General features: G+C 69.9%; 14 protein-coding genes and 1 pseudogene. 9 read left to right on the top strand and 6 right to left on the bottom strand.

Annotated elements, in window-relative coordinates; all coding sequences use genetic code 11:
- Positions 1-98: 98 nt before the first annotated feature.
- The gene (locus HUO13_RS26870; protein WP_211897811.1) at positions 99-1,304 is read left to right on the top strand and encodes an epoxide hydrolase family protein; all 1,206 of its coding nucleotides are present in this window, start codon (positions 99-101) and stop codon (positions 1,302-1,304) included.
- A gap of 393 nt (positions 1,305-1,697) precedes the next feature.
- On the top strand, positions 1,698-2,021 hold the full coding sequence (locus HUO13_RS26865; RefSeq protein WP_211897810.1) for a hypothetical protein: 324 nt from the start codon (positions 1,698-1,700) through the stop codon (positions 2,019-2,021).
- A gap of 57 nt (positions 2,022-2,078) precedes the next feature.
- Here HUO13_RS26865 and HUO13_RS38405 read toward each other — a convergent pair.
- The 3 genes and pseudogenes from HUO13_RS38405 to HUO13_RS26855 form a co-directional block, all read right to left on the bottom strand.
- A pseudogene (locus HUO13_RS38405) lies at positions 2,079-2,153 on the bottom strand (three-helix bundle dimerization domain-containing protein); the annotation flags it as partial.
- Positions 2,154-2,572: 419 nt separating this feature from the next.
- The gene (locus tag HUO13_RS26860) at positions 2,573-3,004 is read right to left on the bottom strand and encodes a hypothetical protein (RefSeq protein WP_211897809.1); all 432 of its coding nucleotides are present in this window, start codon (positions 3,002-3,004) and stop codon (positions 2,573-2,575) included.
- 378 nt (positions 3,005-3,382) lie between these two features.
- Positions 3,383-3,841 carry a GbsR/MarR family transcriptional regulator gene (locus HUO13_RS26855; RefSeq protein WP_249124078.1) on the bottom strand — a complete coding sequence of 153 codons (459 nt, stop codon included), beginning with the start codon at positions 3,839-3,841 and terminating at the stop codon, positions 3,383-3,385.
- Between the two features lie 136 nt (positions 3,842-3,977).
- Here HUO13_RS26855 and HUO13_RS26850 point away from each other — a divergent pair, with 136 nt between their 5' ends.
- The 5 genes from HUO13_RS26850 to HUO13_RS26830 all read left to right on the top strand — a co-directional run bounded on the left by HUO13_RS26850 (position 3,978) and on the right by HUO13_RS26830 (position 10,356).
- Positions 3,978-5,156, top strand: coding sequence for an FAD-dependent oxidoreductase (locus HUO13_RS26850; RefSeq protein WP_211897808.1), 1,179 nt, complete (start codon positions 3,978-3,980; stop codon positions 5,154-5,156).
- Positions 5,157-5,161: 5 nt separating this feature from the next.
- A complete protein-coding gene (locus HUO13_RS26845; RefSeq protein WP_211897807.1) occupies positions 5,162-6,793 on the top strand; it encodes a CocE/NonD family hydrolase in 1,632 nt (543 codons plus the stop codon).
- Positions 6,790-7,659: an SAM-dependent methyltransferase gene (locus HUO13_RS26840; protein WP_211897806.1), complete on the top strand. Its 870-nt coding sequence runs from the start codon at positions 6,790-6,792 to the stop codon at positions 7,657-7,659. The genes HUO13_RS26845 and HUO13_RS26840 overlap by 4 nt, the downstream gene beginning before the upstream one ends.
- Positions 7,660-7,807: 148 nt before the next feature.
- Positions 7,808-8,731 carry an ABC transporter ATP-binding protein gene (locus HUO13_RS26835; protein WP_249124077.1) on the top strand — a complete coding sequence of 308 codons (924 nt, stop codon included), beginning with the start codon at positions 7,808-7,810 and terminating at the stop codon, positions 8,729-8,731.
- Positions 8,728-10,356, top strand: a complete 1,629-nt coding sequence (locus tag HUO13_RS26830; RefSeq protein ID WP_211897805.1) for an ABC transporter permease — start codon at positions 8,728-8,730, stop codon at positions 10,354-10,356. Before HUO13_RS26835 ends, HUO13_RS26830 begins: the two co-directional genes overlap by 4 nt.
- 47 nt (positions 10,357-10,403) lie before the next feature.
- Here HUO13_RS26830 and HUO13_RS26825 read toward each other — a convergent pair whose 3' ends face one another.
- Both HUO13_RS26825 and HUO13_RS26820 read right to left on the bottom strand, forming a co-directional pair.
- Entirely contained in the window at positions 10,404-11,186 is a 783-nt protein-coding gene (locus HUO13_RS26825) for an FkbM family methyltransferase (protein ID WP_211897804.1), read from the bottom strand.
- Positions 11,187-11,429: 243 nt separating this feature from the next.
- Positions 11,430-12,881, bottom strand: a complete 1,452-nt coding sequence (locus HUO13_RS26820) for an aromatic amino acid ammonia-lyase (protein WP_211897803.1) — start codon at positions 12,879-12,881, stop codon at positions 11,430-11,432.
- An 84-nt stretch (positions 12,882-12,965) separates the two neighbouring features.
- On the opposite strand from HUO13_RS26820, the gene HUO13_RS26815 reads away from it, so the two are divergent.
- The gene (locus HUO13_RS26815; RefSeq protein WP_211897802.1) at positions 12,966-13,796 is read left to right on the top strand and encodes a MurR/RpiR family transcriptional regulator; all 831 of its coding nucleotides are present in this window, start codon (positions 12,966-12,968) and stop codon (positions 13,794-13,796) included.
- The gene (locus tag HUO13_RS26810) at positions 13,753-15,093 is read left to right on the top strand and encodes an MFS transporter (protein WP_211897801.1); all 1,341 of its coding nucleotides are present in this window, start codon (positions 13,753-13,755) and stop codon (positions 15,091-15,093) included. The genes HUO13_RS26815 and HUO13_RS26810 overlap by 44 nt, the downstream gene beginning before the upstream one ends.
- 45 nt (positions 15,094-15,138) lie before the next feature.
- On the opposite strand, the gene HUO13_RS26805 is transcribed toward HUO13_RS26810, so the two are convergent.
- Positions 15,139-18,903, bottom strand: coding sequence for a helix-turn-helix domain-containing protein (locus tag HUO13_RS26805; RefSeq protein ID WP_211897800.1), 3,765 nt, complete (start codon positions 18,901-18,903; stop codon positions 15,139-15,141).
- Positions 18,904-18,915: the final 12 nt, after the last annotated feature.

The raw sequence follows: 18,915 nt of genomic DNA, 5'->3' as shown, positions 1-18,915 counted from the left end.
TTGGCTGTCTCAACGGGCGCGGCGGTCCTGCCGGGGCGGTTCCACCGCCGACCGGGTCTGGGCCCGGGCTGGTGCCGTCCCCGAGGAGAAGTGTTGCCATGTCCGAAACAGCGACCACGGAATCCGTCCCAACCCGTCCGGAGCTCCGCCCGTTCGAGGTCGAAGTTTCGAAGGACGATCTGCACGACCTGCGCCGCCGCATCGCCGCGACGCGCTGGCCCCACAGCGAGCTGGTGGAGGATCGGTCGCAGGGCGTGCGGTTGGCGACGGTGCGGGAGCTCGCCCGCTACTGGGGGACCGAGTACGACTGGCGCCGGTGCGAGGCGAAACTCAACGCGCTGCCGCAGTTCACGACCGAGATCGACGGGGTGCAGATCCACTTCGTCCACGTCAGGTCGCGGCACGAGAACGCGCTGCCGCTGCTCATGACGCACGGCTGGCCCGGCTCGGTCGTCGAGCTTCTCGAGACCGTCGGTCCCCTGACCGACCCGACCTCGCACGGCGGCACCCCCGCAGACGCATTCGACCTGGTGCTGCCGTCCTTGCCCGGCTACGGATTCTCCGGTGAGCCGACCGAGCTGGGCTGGGGGTCCGGCCGCATCGCACGCGCGTGGGTGGAGCTGATGGACCGCCTCGACTACACGCGCTACGTCGCCCAGGGAGGCGATGTGGGCGCCACCGTCACGGACGCGATGGGCCGCCAAGCGCCCGAGGGGCTGATCGGCATCCACATGAACTTGCTCGCCGGGGCGCTGGGTCTCAAGGACCAACTGCCGGCGGAGTCCGAGCAGGAACGCGCCGCGCACGACGCGCTCAACACGTTCACGACAGACGGCTTCGGCTACTTCCTCGAGCAGTCCACCCGGCCGCAGACGATCGGCTACTCCCTGCTGGATTCACCCGTCGGGCTCGCGGCCTGGTTGCTCGATCACGACACGGACAGCTACTACAAGATCTCCCGCGCGTTCCTCGACGGGGAGCCCGTGGGCAACCTCAACCGGGACACCGTCCTCGACAACATCACGCTGTACTGGCTGACGGGCACCGGCGCGTCGGCCGCCCGGTGGTACTGGGAGTTCGGACGGGTCCAGGCCGCCGGCCAGGTTCCTCCGGAGGTCTCGGTTCCGGTGGGCTTCACGACGTTCCCCGGCGAGATCTGGGCTGCCCCGCGCAGCTGGGTCGAGACGGTCTACCCCAGCCTCGCGTACTTCAACGAGGTCGACCGCGGTGGCCACTTCGCCGCCTGGGAGGAGCCGGAGCTCTTCTCCACCGAGATGCGGGCAGCGTTCAGGGCGCTCCGGTGATCGGCTGGTGATCGGGCCAGCAGTCGCAGCGCGGCCTCGGGCGCACCCGCGTCGAACGTGGCCTGCGCTGCGGCCGGCGCACGCGCGCCGCGACGGGCCGGATCGGGGCTGAGTTCGGTCGCCTGTTCGAGGAACGCGGCCACCGCGGCCACGCCGCCACGGCCATGTACTCGGTCGGCCGAGTGCTCCAGCAAGGTCAAGACCCGCCCATGTGGGCCGGTCGGCACCCCGCGATGCGGCCCGCCTCACGCTCTGGCCGAGCAAGGACCCGAGTGGTTGCTTCGAGGCGCGTCGCTACGAAGACGGGCGGGCCGTGGAACGGTTGGAGGGTCCCGCTCGGTGGTACCCCGGGCTCGATGCCGGCGTGTTGACCGGATGCGCTGAGGAGGAGTTATGGCTACCAAGCAACGGAAATCCGAAGGGCGTGGGGTGACGACGGTCAACCTGCCGGGCGTGACCGCCGAACTCCACCAGCCCGATCACTACATTCCCACGCGTGACGATCTCGCCAATGCGGCGAACACCGTGCGGAGCTATCTTCCGTCCGGCAAGGCGATGGTCTTCTACGGCGGATTGGGAGCGCTGGCCGCGTTCGATGTGCTCGCGTGGCCGGTGGCGGCGGCGATCGGAGTGGGCACCGCGTTGGCTCAGCAGAGCGCGGCTGAGAGCAGGTCGGGTTCGTCCGGCGGCCAACGGTCGGCTGCGCGGTCGAGCTGAGTCGAACCGGCGTTCGGGGGCATCGAGCCACGTCTCGATGTCCCCGAACGCCGGTGGTCATGATGGGCCGACGAGATGAGTGCGTGCGCGGCGTTCGATGAGAATGGGGAGGTAGTTCGCGATCCGCGCGGTGCGGAGTTACTTCCCCGGGTGGCCGGGCGGCGGAGACGGCGCCTCTGGCGCTGAGGGCTGCCCGGCCGAGTCCGGCCAAGAGGTGCTCGCGCGACCGCGCCCGGCGGGCGAATGTGATCTCCAAGCTGGGCCTGCCCGGCGGGGAGCATCATCGATGTTCCCTCTGGCGGACCGAGGCAAACGGGCTGGGATGCTCCGGACCTACCAACCACCGGGACAGGCCTCACCACTGTCCGCTCCCGCGCCCTGCGTCGTCAGGGTCCGATGCCCCTGACGTCAGCCGGGAAAGTGACCACTCGCTGTCAGGCACGCGGGTACGACAGTGCATTTATGCGTACCGAACTGGCCCGAGAAATGCACCGAGCACATGCTGGCCGAGCAGGTCGCAACGGGGCTCCCGACGTGAGATCACGACGTCATCACTTGCGTGGGCGGTCGCTCGACGGCTCACGCATGCGGGGGTGGAGGAGATGGCCCGGACTTACGGCACGCTGCGCGTCGAACGCAGTGACGACGGTGTGCTGGGTGTTGTGATCGATGCGCCGCCGATGAACCTGATCGGGGCCGGAGTTGGTGCGCGACCTGGTGGCCTTGTCCGGCGAGCTGGAGTCCGGCGAGGATGTCCGGGTCGTGGTGCTCGAGAGCGCCGATTCGGAGTACTTCGTGCCGCACGTCGATCTCACCAAGATCGCGGAGTACACGGCCGAGGCGGCCGAAGCGGGTGGCCCGGACGACGCGTCGTTGGCTCGGAGGCGGTCAAGGCCCGCATGGCAACGCTGTTCGCGCAGGGGCTGCAGACCCGTGGCCCGCTCGAACTCGACCTCGGCGACCGCATCGCGTTCCCGTGACATGCCAAGATGATCTACTCAGGATGGGCAGTTGGGACGAATCGTGAAGCTATCCCGGCCTGAGTCTTCGCCCACCTCTGTGCCGAGAAAGTCGTGATGGGCTTGTTCGCGTCAGGTCCCGGGACGGTCAACCGCCGTTGTTCGACGATCAATCCGACCCAGACGACGAACATGACAGGATTTCGCAACTGGTGCCGCGGGGGCAGCTTGCGCACGGCAGCCGGCAGGGGCGGAGAGCAGCTGCCGCGGGGCGAAACGGTGCGAGAGGAACGAGCCCACGACGGCGCTGGTGACCATGCATGGCACCGCGACTCGTCCATGCACAAAGGGCAGAAATCCCCTGCAACAGGGCGCGGATGACCCGCAGTACCGCGCCAGGGATCAGGTGTGCGTGGTGCCCGATTCCCGCTTCCACCGTTCCACGAGCGCGGGGATCTCGGCGAGCACGAACTCGTAGAAGTCGCGCATCTGCGTCAGCCGGCGGCGAGCGGGGCCGTCGTCGGTGGTGGCGGCGATGCCCTCTTCGGCCGCCTGGAGGATGGTGCGCACCACCGCGTTCTGGTGGGAGAACAGTGTGGCCCAGGCGTCGTCGCGCATGCGGTAGTGGTCGCGGCGGCTTCCGGGTGCGGGGGCTTGCTCGACGAGGCCGACGGTGGTCAGCATCTTCAGCGCCCCGGACACCGACCCCGCGCTCACCTGGAGTTCTTCGGTCAGTTGTCCCGCTGTCAGGGTCGGCTCGTCGGTGAACAGGAACGTCGCGAGCAGGCGTGCCGGCATGCGTTGCATGCCGCTGCGGGTGAGCGCCAAGGCGAGTCGTTCCGCGGCGTTGCCGCTGTCCACGCGTCCTCCCGGGAATCCCTTCCTTCAGAATTTTCTGAAGACAGGGTACCTTCGGGTCATCGAGCCCGGAGGGCGTCGATGGTGTGCCGGGAAGTCTGGTCGGCGTGGTGGAAGAACCCGTGGAGAGGGGACTGTCATGCCGACCGGAAGACGTGTGCTGATCGTGGGTGCCGGGATCGCCGGGTTGGCCACCGCGCTCCGCCTGCGGCGCAGCGGCTGGCAGGTCGTCGTGCTGGAACGGGCACCGGGGCTGCGCGACGGCGGCTACATGCTCAACCTGGGTGGACTGGGGTACGAGGCCGCCGAGCGGTTGGGAATCCTGCCCGAGCTGCGGGCGGCCGAGCCCGAGCCGTTCGAACTGGTTCACGTCGACGAGCACGGGCGGCGGCTCGCGGCCATGGATCCGCACGCGCAGCGCGCACTCGTGGGCGATCGGATGCTCGCCCTGTTCCGCGGCGACATAGAACGGGTTCTCCGCGACGCGCTCGGCGACGGGGTGGACTTCCGGTTCGGCACCACGGTGGAGAGCATCAGCCAGGCGACCGATGAAGTGTCGGTGGAGTTGAGCGACGGCACGACCGAGGTGGCCGATCTCGTGGTCGGTGCGGACGGCCTGCACTCGCGCGTGCGGTCGTTGCTGTTCGGTGCCGAACGCGGTTTCCGCCACGACTTCGGCGCGCTCGTCGCCATCAGCCTGCTCGACGAGGTTCCCGCCGCGATCGCCCCCGCGTCGGGGGTCAGCTTGAGCCTGGTGGACCGAGGGGTCAGCGTGGTCAACCCGACCTGCGGCCGGTCCGCCGCGTTCTTCATCTTCGGCTCCCGAACGCCCGAGGCCGACCTCGCCGACGGGGCTCCACCCGTGCTGCGCCGTCGCTACGCCGACCTGGGCTGGGTGGTCCCCGATCTGCTGGACGCGGTCGAAGGCTCGGAGTCGGTGTTCTACGACCAGGTCAGCCAGATCCGGCTGGATCGCTGGAGTTCCGGGCGGGTGGTGCTGCTCGGTGATTCGGCGTGGTGCGTCAGCCTGTTCGCGGGCTACGGTGCCTCGCTCGCGCTCGGCGGTGCCGAACTGCTCGGTACCGTGCTGGAGCGCAACCCGGCGGACATCCCAGGGGCGCTGCGGAGCTGGGAACGGCTCCTGCGGCCGGTCGCCGAGCGCCGAAGGCGTCAGGGACGACGTCTCAAGAGCCTGTTCGTGGCGTCCAACAGCGCCGCACTGCACGCGCGGACACAAGTGCTCCGGCTCTCGGGCAGCCGGCCGGTCACCGCGCTGATGCGTCGCTTCCTCGCGCTGGACGAGGTGGTGTCGCGATGACGTTGATGAGCGCTGCTACGAGGCGCCTGCTCGGACTTCCTCGCGCGCGAGTGCGGGTGCGGGTGCAGCGCGACTTCGCGGTGCCTATGCCCGACGGGGTCCGGTTGATGGCCGACCGCTACTACCCGGCGGATGACGAGCGTGCTCCGCTCGTGCTGATCCGCACTCCCTACGGGCGTCGCCAGGCCTACGCGCTGCTCGCCCGCATCATCGCCGAGCAGGGGTACCAGGTGTTCCAGCAGAGCATGCGGGGCACCGCGGACTCCGGGGGCAGGTTCGACGGCTTCACGATCCACTCCCACGACGGCAGTGCGACGCTGGAGTGGTTGCGCGACCAGCCGTGGTTCCCGGCCGCGATGGCGACCTGGGGAACCAGCTATCTCGGCTACGTGCAATGGGAACTGGCCCGGGAGCCGGTTCCGGAGTGGAAGGCGGCCGTCATCCAGGACGCGCCGTCGGAGTTCTACCACTCGTTCACGTACCCGGGCGGGGTGTTCGCGCTGGGCAACGCGCTGGCCTGGGTCCAGGCCGTGCACACCATGTTCCGCACGCGCGGGCGGCTCCTGCCGCAGTTGCTGACCGCGTTCACTGGGCCGCGCCGACTGCGGCGGGCGTGCATGGTCGCCGACATCCGCGACGCCGACCGGGCGGCGGTCGGTGAGCAGGTCCCGTACTTCCAGGAGTGGTTGCAGCATCCCCAGCCGGACGAGTACTGGGCGCGCATGGACCACCGCGGCAACGTCGGGAACATGCCGCCGCTGGTGCTCCTGTGCGGCGGGTGGCACGACTTCTTCCTGCCGCGCATGGTCAGCGACTACGCGGCGTTGCGCGAGTCCGGTCGGACGGTGCGCCTGCTCGTGGGGCCGTGGACGCACGGGCGGGGTATGACCACCCGCCGCTACCTGGAGGAGTCGTTCGCCGTGCTCGACCACGCGCTGCGTGGCCGGGGCGCACTTCCCGAAGCGCCGGTGCGGGTCAACATCACCGGTGCGAACCAGTGGGAGGACTTCGCCGACTGGCCGCCGCGGGAGCAACGCCGAGCGTGGTACCTGCACGCGGGCGGAACGCTCGCACCGCGGGCGCCCGCCGCCTCCGCCCCGAGCCGGTACCGCTACGACCCGGCCGATCCGACGCCGTCGCTGGGCGGCTCGATCGTCGCGGTCAACGCCGGAGCCAAGGACAACCGGCGCCTGGAAGCGCGTTGCGACGTCCTGGTGTTCACCAGCGACCCGCTGGAAAGCGACCTCGACGTCGTAGGGCCGGTGACCGCCGAGATCCACCTCTGGTCCAGCAACGAGGACACCGACGTCTTCACCAGGGTGTGCGACGTCGCACCCGGGGGCCGGTCCACCAACGTCTCCGACGGCATCGTGCGGCTGGCGCGGTCCGATGAGCCCGGTGTCCGCACAGCCCGGATCGAGCTGTGGCCCACGGCGCACCGGTTCCGCCGAGGGCATCGGGTCCGGTTGCAGGTGTCCAGCGGTGCGCATCCGCGCTACGCGCGCAACCTCGGCACCGGTGATCAGCTCGGTACCGCGATGAAGCCCGCTGATCAGGAGATCTTCCACGATCCCGAGCACCCGTCGGCACTGCTGCTGCCGCAGGCCGCGAACGGCTCGAGAGGAGAGCGATCATGAGCGAGGGCGCCGCGCAGACCGCCGTGGGGCCGGTGACGATCGTCGCGATCGAGCAGAACGAGCCGCGCCCGCTGTTGCGCGACGAACTCGCCCGCCGGATGCTGCCCGCGCGCGTGAAACCGGTCGTGGCGCTGACCCGCTGGGGCCCGGCCCGGCGGTGGATGGCCTCCGCCACCGACAAGCACATGCCCGGACTGTGGGCGAGCATGCTCTGCCGGAAGCGCTACGTCGAGGACAGGATCACCGAAGCCGCCGAGGAGGGGCTGGATGCTGTCGTGATCCTCGGCGCGGGCTTCGACACCTGCGCATACCGGTTGCCGTCGCTCGCGCGCATCCCGGTGTTCGAGGTCGACCAGCCGGAGAACATCGCGCGCAAGCGAGCCCGTCTGCTCAAGCTGTACGGGCGGGTGCCCGAGCCGGTCCGGCTCGTCCCGGTCGACTTCGAAACCCAGGCGCTGCCCGAGGCGCTGGCCGACCACGGCTACCGCGTCGGGCAACAGCGAACCTTCTTCGTCTGCGAGGCGGTCACCCAGTACCTGACCGACGACGCCGTCCGCGCGACGTTCGGGTTCCTGGGTGCGGCCCCTCCGGGAAGCCGGATGGTGTTCACCTACGTCCGCAAGGACTTCCTCGACGGGACCGCCCTGTACGGGGCCGAAGCCGCGTACCGGGAATACGTGCTCAGACGCGGGATCTGGACCTACGGGATGCATCCGGACGACGTGCCGGCGTTCCTCGACGAGTACGGCTGGGAGCAGGTCAAGCAGGTGGGACCGGCCGAGTTCGCCTCCCGCTACCTCGCACCCACCGGCCGCGCGCTGGCCGCTTCGGAGGTCGAGAGGTCGGTCTTCGCGGTGAAGCGCTGAGACGGGCGCAGTTGGAAAGCGGCGGCTGCGGAACAGATGGAGGCGTCGCCGGGGTGTCCATAATGACGAGTGAAGAGTAATTTGATGCTGAGGTGTGCCGGGAAGTCTGGTCGGCGGTATCTGCCCCCTGCCTGGAGTGAGGTTTCCCGTGCCAACCCCAACTACGCGAGCTTCCCGAGCAGCGAACACACCGGCGATCCAGACCCGCGAGCTCACCAAGCGGTTCGGCCGCACCACCGCTGTGGAGGATCTGTCGCTGGAGGTCCACCCGGGCGAGGTGTTCGGCTTCCTCGGACCCAACGGTGCCGGCAAGTCGACGACGATCCGCATGCTGCTGGGGTTCATCCGGCCCTCCTCGGGCACGGCGCGGGTGTTCTCCGACGACGCGCGGGATGTTCGGCGAGCGCACCGCAACCTGGCCTACGTCCCCGCCGACGTGGCACTGTGGCCGACGCTGACCGGCGCCGAGATTCTGGAGCTGCTGGCCGGAATCGGGCCCGGCAGCGACACCGCCTACCGTGACGAGCTCGTCGACAGGTTCGAACTCGAGCTCGGCAAGCGGGGCAAGGCGTACTCGACCGGCAACCGGCAGAAGGTCGCCCTGGTCGCGGCCTTCTCGACCCGGGCACCGCTGCTGGTCCTCGACGAGCCGACCAGCGGGCTGGACCCGCTGATGGAGCGGGAGTTCCGCCGTTGCGTGGCCGAGGCCGGGGACCGGGGTCAGACCGTGTTCCTGAGCTCCCACAAGCTGGCCGAAGTCGAGGCGGTGTGCGATCGGGTGGCGATCCTGCGCGCCGGACGCCTGGCCGAGGTGGCGAGCATTCCGGAGCTGCGCCGGCTGCGCCGCACCGACGTCGAGGTCTCCTTCGACGGGGCCGCACCGGACGTGAGCGGGCTGCCCGGAATCCACGACGTCGAGTTCCTCGACGGCACGGGAATGCGGTTCTCCCTCACCGGACCGCCCGGCCCGGCGTTGCGCGCGTTGGCGGCCTCGGACGTGACGACCTTCCGGATGCGCGAGCCGAGCCTGGAGGAGATCTTCCTCGACTACTACGGGGATGCGGCCCGATGAGCGCCGTGACGTTGCGCGGTGAACCCGGCTCGGCAGCGCGCGTACCCGGCCGAGCGGTGACCGGTCTCGCCGTCCGCCAGATCCGCCTCAGCACCGGCGTGGTGCTCGCCGCCGCGGCGGGCATGTCGGCCCTGGTGGCCTGGCAGTACCAGACCACGTTCGCCGGTGTGCTCAACGCTCCGGTGCTGCAGGCGCTGGCCGCGAACCCGGCGATCCGCACCCTGTTCGGACCGCCGGTGGCATTGGACGACCCGGGCGGATTCACCGTCTGGCGCACTGGCACCCCGGTCGCCGTCCTGGTCGCGGTCTGGGCGGTGCTCAGCGCCACGCGGCTGACGCGAGGTGAGGAGGAATCGGGCCACTGGAACCTGCTGCTGGCGGCATCCGTGCGCAAGACGGCTCTGGTGACCAGGGCCCTCCTGGTCCTCGCGGCCGGCGTCGTACTGGTCGGCGGCGCGGTGGCCGCGGCCCTCGTCGCCGCCGGGACGTCGGCGACCGGGGCTGTTCTGCATGCCGCCGGCATCGCGGGCGTCGGCCTGGGATTCGCCGCGCTGGGAGGGCTCGCCGCGCAGCTCCTGCCCACGCGCGGGGCGGCGAGCGGGCTGTCGGTAGGGGTCCTCGGCGCGATGCTGCTCATGAGGATGGTCGCCGACGGCGTGCAGGCCCTGGCATGGCTGCATTGGGTCACGCCGTTCGGTGTCGTCGCCGAAGTGCAGCCCTACGCGGCCAACCGGCCGGTCCCGCTGCTGGTGCTCGCAGTCGTGCCGCTGATTCTGCTCTTCGGTGCTGTTGTCGTGGCGAGCAGGCGTGACGTGGGCGCTGGGCTGTTGACCGTCGCCGCCACGCGTCCGGCACGGACTTGGCTGCTCAGCTCGGTCGGGTCGTTCGCGGTCCGCAGAAGCATCAGCCCACTCGTCGGTTGGCTGCTGGGAATCGCCTCCTACTTCCTGCTCATCGGGTTGCTCACGCATTCGCTCACCGAGTTCCTCACCGACAACCCGCGTTTCGCCGAACTGGCCGCCGCGGCCGGGTTCGGCGGGCTCGGGAAGGCGACGGGCTACGCGGCGGCGATGTACGGCCTGCTCGCGATCCCGGTCGGGGTGTACGCGGCGGCGCGGATCGCCGCCGTGCGCGCCGATGAGGTCGATCGGCGTTCGGTGCTCCTGCTGGCCCAGCCCGTGTCGCGCGGCCACCTCATCGGGGTGGAGATCGCGGCAGCCGTCGGCGGCGTGTTCGTGCTTCTGGCCGGGGCCGGCGTCGCGACCTGGGCGGGTGCGACCGCGGTCGACGCGGACCTCGGACTCGGGGCCTCGCTGGCCGGCGTGCTCAACATCGCGCCGATCGCGCTGCTGTGCCTGGGAGCCGCGGTCCTCGCGCTGGGCTGGACCCCGCGGGCGGTGCTCGCCGTCGGATCGCTGCCCGCTGCCGGTGGCTTCCTGCTCCAGGTGCTCGCGCAGAGCACCGGTGCGCCGCGATGGGTCGGCCAGCTGTCCCCGTTCGCGCACATCGCCTCGGTACCGGCCGCACCGGCGAACTGGGCGGGTGCGGCCGGGTTGTCGGCCACGGCCTGCGGTCTGGTGATCGTCGGTGTCATCGGCTACGCCCGGCGCGATCTCGCCACCTGATCCCTGACCCGGTCGCGGGCGAGTGCGATTTTGCTTCGCCCGCGGCGTCAGGTACGGCTGGCCAGTACAATGTGGACGCTTGATCCGCGGTACATGTCTTCCTGGAGTGCTTCGACCCGGTATCCCTGCTGTTCCAGCAGTGCGACCACTTCGGTCAGACGACCGTGGACATCGTGTACTTCGACCGCGATGTTGTGGATCCTCGGCCAGTCGCTGTCCGCGATTCCGCGTAGGACGGCCAGCTCGGCTCGCTCCACGTCGATCTTGAGCAGGTCGACCTTGCTGAGGTCGTGGTCGGCGATGATGTGGCCGATGGTCGTCACGGGAACGGTGTACTGCTCGGTGCGCCGGCTGAAGGTCTGCACGTAGTCCTGAACGGAGTCGGCGATTCCGAGGTTCGATGCCACCGCGGCGACGTTGCTCCTGTCGTCTTCGTCGTCGGCCTCGAGTGTCGTCATGGCTTCGGCATCGGGGTAGTAGGTCAGCTCGGCGCTACCCGGTTGTTCGGCGACTGCCGTGTTCAAGGCGATCGCGTTCGGGGCGAAGGCGGTGAGGTTTCCGGCGAGGCAGGCGAAGGACGGCGGTGCTGGTTCGCAGGCGATCAGCCGGACTCCTGGTATGCGTTGGGCTGCGAACAGTGAGAAGAGCCCGATGTGTGCACCGACATCGATGATGGTTCCCCCGGCCGGAATGTTCAGCAGGTCCAGTCGGTAGCAGTCCGTGCGCACCTCCTGCCAGACGAGTTCCGCGTTCCTCGTGTTGACGCACGTGACGACGCGTCCGTCCGGCAGCGCCAGATCGCTGGTGGAGACGGCGGTGCGGTTGTCCATGTGTTGCGCCAATCTGCTCGTGGCCATCGGGGGTGACCGGTTGTCCGACCTGGTCAAGGCATTGGACGTGCGCTACCCAGTCTGGAGCGCGCGCGGTTGGTGCGTCCAGCGGACGTTTGGCGGCTCCCGGCCAACATCGGCAGGGCGTGCGAGCGCTCGGCGGCGGTGGCGAGCTGGTCGCGCACGGTGTCCAGCACCGCCTCACCCAGCGCGGCTACCGCGTTCCGCGGCCCCTCGCCGTGCTCAGCAGTCGGCGAACTCGTCGATGATCTGCTCCGCCTGCGCGATCTCGTCGCTGAGCGGGTGGTCCTCCTCGATCATGGGCAGTTGGCGGGTCGCGCGCGCGAAGGCTTGGCCGACCGGTGCGTCGGGCAGTTTGACGCCTGCGAGCCGCAACGCGCGGACGGCGCCGAGCAGTTCGCAGCCGAGCACCGTGCGGTAGGCGCTGATGGCCGCGGAGGTGCTGCGCGCGGCCTGGGTGGAAAAGCTCGCGTGGTCTTCGAGACCGCGCGAGATCACCGCGGTCCCCAGGGTCACCGGAGCCGCCGCGTGGCGGAGCTGGCCGAGCGCGTCGTGGGCGACGTACTCCAGGATCATGATCCCCGAGCTGCCCGGCGGACCGGAGGACAGGAACGGCGTGAGGCCGGTGAGCTCCGGTTCGACGAGGTCGCTCAACCGCGCCGCGGACAGCTCGGCGACGTGGTGCAGCGCGGCGCGCAGGCTGTCCAGCGACAGCGCCAGGTAGGCGGTGGAGAACTGGCCGTGGTGGTACACCCGCTCGCTGTCGACGTGGATGAGCGGGTTCTCGGCGGCGGCGTTGAGATCGATGGACAGCACCCGCTCCAGGGCGTCGGCCGCGTCCAGTGCGGGGCCGTGGACCTGCGGGAAGGCTCGCAGCCCGAACGGATCCTGCAACCGCCGTCCTTCCGGCGGATCGACGTCCAAGCCGAGGAGTCGCCGCATCTGGGCAGCGCAGCGCACCGAGCCCGGGTGCGGTCGCGCCCCGTGCACCTGTTCGGAAAACGCTTCCGGGGAGCCGCCGAGGGCGCAGAAGGACAACGCGGCGATCACGTGGCTGGCGTGCAGCAGCCTGCGCAGGTCGTGCCAGGCGAGCACCGACTCGGCCAGCGTCGCGGCGTTGCTGGAGATGAAGGCGAGCGCGTCACCGGGGCTGATCGGCACCGGGTCGAGCGATCCGACGTGCCACGGCCGCTGACCGGCCATCGTCAGCCCGATCTCGGCGAGCGCGCTGAGGTCGCCGGTCCCGATGGCGCCTCGGGAGTGCACCAGCGGCAGGGCGCCGACACGCAGCGCGGTCTCCAGCGTGTGCAGGAGGCGCGGGTGCACACCGCTGCCGGCGGCGGCGAGCTGGTTGAGCCGGATCACCAGCGTGGAGCGCACGATCGCGTCGGGCAGCGGCTCTCCGGTGCCTCCGGCGTGGCTGCGGAGCAAGCGGAGCCCGTGCTCGTCGGCGGAGTCGGCGTCGACGACGGCGTGCCGGTTGGCGCCCACTCCGGTGGTCCGGCCGTAGACCGACCGCTTGGCTCCGATGTCGAGTGCGAGGCGGTAGGCGCTCTCGGTGCGGCGCACCGCGTCCTGGTTCAACTTCACCGATGCGCTGCGCCGAGCTACGCGCACGACGTCCGCGCAGCGCAACCCCTTGCCGTCGATGCGGACCCGGCTGCTGTCTGGCATGGCCAACCCCTTGACAATTGTTCATTCAAATCTGATGCTGCATGAAACTCCCCATTCATCGCGTTGGCAAGGGTGGTACCCGGATTGCCCGGTCCTCTGCAGGAGCTCTTCACCGAGCACCGGCTGACCCCGGCCCAGCGCCGGATCGCGGCGTACCTGCTGGCCAACGCCGACACCGCCGCCTACCTCACCAGCGTCGAGCTCGCCGAGGCCGCGGCGGTGAGCCAGCCGTCGGTGACGCGGTTCGTCGCGCTGCTCGGGTTCGACGGTTACGGGCACTTCCGCCGCTATCTCCGCCAGGCGGGTTCCGAGTCCGCCGCCGACCGGGACGCTCGGGGCTCGAAGCTCCAGTCGGGCATCGACGAGGACATGAACAACCTCGCCAGGCTGCGGACCGAGCTCGCCGACGAGAGCACCCTGCGCTCCGCCGGCGCCTTGCTCGCGGCGTCGAATCCGTTGGTGGTGCTGGGTTTTCGGGTCTCCGCCCCGCTGGCTTCGCTGTTCGGCTACCTCGCCGCGAAGATCCACCCCGATGTGCGCCTGCTGACCTCGGGCGGCAGCATCGTCGGCGACCAGCTGCGCCACGCGCGTCGTTGCGGCGCCGAAACGGCGATCGTGTTCGCGATGCCGCGGTATCCCCGCGAGACGCAACGCGCCATGGTGCAGGCCCGTGACCTGGGTCTGCGCATCGTGCTGGTGACGGACAGAACCGTGTCCGCACTGACTCCCGACGCCGATGACGTGCTCGCCGCCGCGGTGGGCGAGGAACTCGTCTTCGATTCGCACGCTGCGGTGATGTCGCTTTCGACCTCATTGCTCGAAGCGATGGCTGACGCCGCGGGAGCATCCGCGCGGCGACGATTGGAGAACTTTGAGCAATACGCCGCAGACCAGGAACTCTTCCTCGACGACTGAGGCAACGTCGTTCGACGACGTCCCGCTGAACCGCTTCCACGTCAAGATCACCGCGTTGACCTTCGGCGCGAACTTCTCCGACGGCTACCAGCTGGGGATCATCGGGATCGCGCTGACCCTGATCGCCCCGCAGCTCGCCCTGGGCCCGGCCTGGCAGGGCCTGCTCGGCGCTTCCGCGCTGATCGGCATCTTCCTCGGCAGCACGGTGGTCGGCTGGGCCGCGGACCGGATGGGCCGCCAGCGCCTCTACATGCTGGACTTCCTGCTCATCGCCGTCGCATCGGTGCTGCAGTTCTTCGTCACCGGCCCGGTGGAGCTGTTCGTGCTGCGGCTGCTGATCGGGTTCGGGATCGGGGCCGACTACGCGCTCGGACCGACGCTGGTCGCCGAGTTCGTGCCGCGCCGCTACCGCGGCGGGCTGCTGGCCTCGCTCACCGCGATGTGGACGGTCGGCTACATCGCCGCCTTCTTCTTCGGCAACTACCTCGTCGGGTTCGGCGGCGACTCCTGGCGGTGGCTGCTGCTGAGCAGCGCGGTACCCGCGATCGTGGTCCTGCTGGTGCGGATCGGCACTCCGGAGTCACCGCGCTGGCTGGTCAGCCGCGGCCGGCTGCACGAGGCCCGGGCCGTGGTCACGCGCTTCATCGGAGCGCGGGTCGACTTCGACGCGTTCGCCGCCCAGCACGTGCCCGAGCGCCGAGCGACCTACCGGGAGCTGTTCGGCAGGCGCCATTGGCGCAACACCGCCTTCGGTGTCCTGTTCTACAACTGCCAGGTCATCCCGTACTTCGCGATCTACACGTTCCTGCCGCTGGTGCTGGCGAAGATCCACCTGGACGGCGACGAGTTCCTAAGCGATGCGCTGCTCAACCTGTTCCTGCTGCTCGGCGGCATCGGTGGGCTGTGGCTCGTCGCGAAGCTCACCCGGCGCGGACTGACCATCGGCTCGTTCGTGGTGATGGCGCTGTCCCTGGCGCCGATCGGCATCTGGCCGGACGCTCCCACCGCCCTGCTGTTCCCGCTGTTCCTGGTGTTCACCTTCACGATGTCGGCGTCGTCCAACCTCGACCAGGTGTACCCGCCGGAGCTGTTCCCCACCGAGCTGCGCAGCTCCGGTGTCGGGCTGCTCAACGGGATGAGCCGGATCGGCTCCGCGATCGGCACCTTCCTGCTGCCGATCAGCTTCGACTCCCTGGGCTTCTCGCCCACGATGGTGGTCTTGACGGCCATCCTGGCCGTGGGCGCGGTCGTGTCGCTGGCCTGGGCACCGGAGACCAGAGGGCTCGCGCTCGACTGAGGCCCGTGCCTGCTGCTTCGGGCTACCAGGACGGCGGCCGGTGAGTCACGGCTTTTCCGGCTCCGGCTCGGGTGGCTGCCTTCCTGTGCAGGCTGTGGGGACAGGTCGGGCCTGGTCCTGGAAGTCGCGGGTGAGGGTGTCGCAGAGTGCGGTGGTGGCGTGCTCGGTGTCGGTGGTCCAGAGGGTGAGGGAGTTGCCTGCGGCGGCGAGCCGCGTTCCGTCCGGGGACCACGTCAAGGTCGAGATCGCGTCAGGTCTGTCGGCCACTGTGCCGGTCAGGGTTGCCCACTCGGCGCGGGATGGGAGGTCGCGGATGACGATTGCGTTGTCCGGGGTGGCCAGGGCGAGGCGTTGGGAGTCGGGGCTGAAGGCGAGGGCGTGGCCGTAGTGGCCGGGGATGGTTCCCAGCGGGGTGCGGGTGATCGCGTTCCACAGTGTCACGCCGGTGGCGGTGCGCACTGCCAGAATGCGGCCGTTCGGTGAGTACCGGGGCACGAGGTCGTCTGCCGGGCCGGCGGCTATCGGCAGAGTGATAGAGCGTCCGGTGGTCAGATCCCACACGCCGAACGATCCATCCACACGCGTGGTTGCCAAATGCTGCGAGTCGGGGCTGAACGCGACCGAGGCATCGGGGTGGACGTCGGAGAACGTGTGGACCAACCGAGCCGCCGGACCCTGGACGTTCCACACGTGGAGACCCTCGGGTCCGGTGGTGGCCAGCAGCGTGCCCTGGGCGTTGACCGCCCGGTAAGTGTCGGGACCAGTGACGACAGCGATGGGTGTGCGGGTGGCGGTGTCGCCGACCGTGATCGTGCCGCTCCGTGGATCGTCGGCACTGGTGACGGCGACGAACCGCCTGCCCTCGGCGCTGAACCCGGCGAGCGTCGCTGCCGGGGAACCCGGCGACAGCGGTGCGGAGTCGACGCGGCGAAGCTGTTCGGCGGCCCAGGTGGTGAGTTCACCGGACTTGTACGCGCCGAGCAGGTGTCTGCCCTCCGCGCTGAAGGTGAGAGCTTCCGGATAGGGACCGCTGTCCCGCCGGGTGGGGAGCCGGTTCGTATCCCACAGCGTGATGATGCTGCCGTAGTTCCAGGAAGTCATGGCGATGACGCCGGTGCTGCTGACGCTCATGCTCGAGGAGCTTTGGTCGGGGCGGGCGGGCACCAGCCGCACGGGAGGCCCGCTGCCGCTGTGATCGCGGCGATCGATGCTGCCGTCGGCGTTCGCGATCAACAGTGACTGATCCGCAGGCGAGAACGCGAAGTCCAAGATCACCATTTCCTGGTCGATTCTCACCTTGGGTGTGCGGGTGGCCAGGTCCCAGATGATCGGCCCCGTGCCGTCGGTACCCATCGTGGCCAGCGTCTGGCCGTCAGGGCTGAACCTCGGGTCGAAGTGCTTGTACGCTTCCGGCAGCGCAGGCATGTGGCGTCGCGTGGAAAGGTCCCAGATCCCGACGCCTACTGGATACGATGCGGAATAGGCCAGAATTCGGCTGTCGGGTGAAAACGACACCGAGAAGCCGTTTTCGACCGGGAGAGCCTCGATGAGGCGCCCGCTGTCGAGATCCCAGAGCTCGATGCGTGTGCCGCCGGCAGCGGCCAGCAGGCGGCCGTCCGGACTGAACTCGAGATCGTTGCCCTCGGCGGTCGACGGCAGGCTGATGACGGGCTGGTCCGGTGCGTCCAGCCGCCACACGTCGATGCGTCCGGTGTCCAGGGTGGTGCTGGCGGCAACGCGGGTTCCGTCGTCGGAGAAGGCCGCGGCCCCGTACGGGGCGGGACGATCCGTGCTGTTCGCGGCGGGGGCGGTGAGCCGGGTGCGCAGCCTGCGGGTGGCGACGTCCCAGACGTGCACCTGCTCGTCGGCGGAGGCGAGCAGGCGTCCGTCAGGACTGAATGCCAGCTTGTTCATCCCGGTGACCGATTTGCTGCTGGGCAGTGTGCCGTGATGAACGAGGTGTCCCGCGGTGCTCAGCAGCGCGCTGCGGCCCTCGGCGGTGGCCGTGCCGTCGAGCGTGGTGGTGCCGTGGGCCTGGACGCTGAGGCGGATCGCCGCGGCGGGATCGGTGGCCTGCGCGACGCGTGCTTGCTGGGCCAGTTGCCGTGACAGGGTCTGCTGACCACCGTTGTAGACGCTGACCGCGGTCACCGACGCCACGACCAGCAGCAACGCGAGGCCGACGCACACGCCCTGGAGCACCCGGGTGCGGAGCAGGCGGGCGCGGTGCTCGCGTTGTTCGGCGGCGGTGCTGGCGTCGAGGAAGTCGCGTTCGCGTCGCGCCAGCGTCGGCTCCGCGCGGGTGACCCAGTCGCGGGTGATGGTCAGCTGCGCGCCCCGGTACAACGCGCCGGGGTCGTGGGCGAGGTGTTCCCAGGTGGTGGTGGCGGCGGTGAGTTCGCGATGCAGCCGCACCCCTTCGCGATCCGCGTCGATCCACTGCCGCAGCCGGGACCAGGAGCGGATGAGGGCTTCGTGGGTGATCTCGATGCCGTCGTCATCGACGGTGACCAGCCGCGCCCTGGCCAGGGCGTCGAGCACCGCGTGGGTGTCGGCGTCGGGGTCGAGCTCGGCGCGGGTGATGCGGCGCTTGGTGTCCTCGGTACCTTCCCCAGGAGCGACCAGCCGCACCAGCAGACCTCGCGCCCGGCGCTGCTGGGGCTCGGTGAAACCGGTGTAAAGCGCTTCTGCGGTCTGGGTCAGGGCATGCCGGATGCCTCCGGTGGCTTCATAGCCGACCAGCGTGAGGGTGTTGCCGCGGCGGCGCTGCCAGGTCTCGCGCAATGCGTGCGAGACCAGCGGCAGCATCCCGACGTGTCCCGCGGCTTGCGCGGTGATCTCGGCCAGCAGCGCCCCTTCGACGGTGCAGCCCTGGCCAACGGCGGGTTGGGTGATCGCGCGGCGCAGCTCCTCGGTCGACATCGCCCCCAGCAGTGCCGGTGCCCGCAGCGCCGGTACCAGCTCGGGGCGGTCAAGGCAGCGGTCGAAGAAGTCCGACCGGATGCCCAGCACCACCCGCAGCCGGGAGTGGCCGGCCGCGGTGGCGCTGGCAAGCTGGGTCAGGAACCGCGTGCGCTGCTCGGTGTCGCGGCAGAGGGTGAAGACCTCCTCGAACTGATCCACCACCAGCACCAGCTCGGCCCCTGCCGGCTCGTCGGCCAGCGCTGTGAGTACCGCCAGGTGCAACGCCTGCGGGTCGTCTCCCAGTTCGCAATGCAGCCGCGCGGCCGACTCGCCGGTGTGGCGTGCCACCTGCGCGGCCAGCACCTCCAGCGGCTGCTGGGTCGGTGTGCACACCGCCACCCGCGTCCCACCGGCTCGCAGTTTCGGCACCACACCGGCGCGCAGCAGCGACGACTTGCCCGCGCCGGAAGCGCCGATCACCGCCACGAACCGCTCGTCACGCAACCGGGCCAGCAGGTCCTCGACCACGTGCTCCCGGCCGAAGAACCGATCCGCGTCCTCGGGGCTGAACGCGGCCAGTCCGACATACGGGCACTCGATCTCGGGCTCGGACCCGTTGGTCGACGTAGCGGAGTCGTTCCGCGCGGCGAGCGCGGCCGTGACCTCCTGCCAGCGCTGCTCCCACTCCTGCCGATCGCCGCCGCATGCCTGCACGTAGGCCAGCGTCACCGCCAGCGTCGGCAACCGCTTGCCGCCCGCGGCCTCCGACAGCGTGGTCACCGAGTAGTGCGTCCACTGCGCCAGCTCCCGGTACCGCGGACTGCCCGCCTTCTCCCGCAGAAGCCGCAGCTCGGCCGCGAACTCCGCCAACGGGCCGTTGTCCAGCGGACGCTCCGGACGAGGCACCCGAACACCTCC

The organism is Saccharopolyspora erythraea, from assembly GCF_018141105.1.
GTDB classification, from domain to species: domain Bacteria; phylum Actinomycetota; class Actinomycetes; order Mycobacteriales; family Pseudonocardiaceae; genus Saccharopolyspora_D; species Saccharopolyspora_D erythraea_A.
This window is presented reverse-complemented; position numbering and strand designations above follow the sequence as displayed.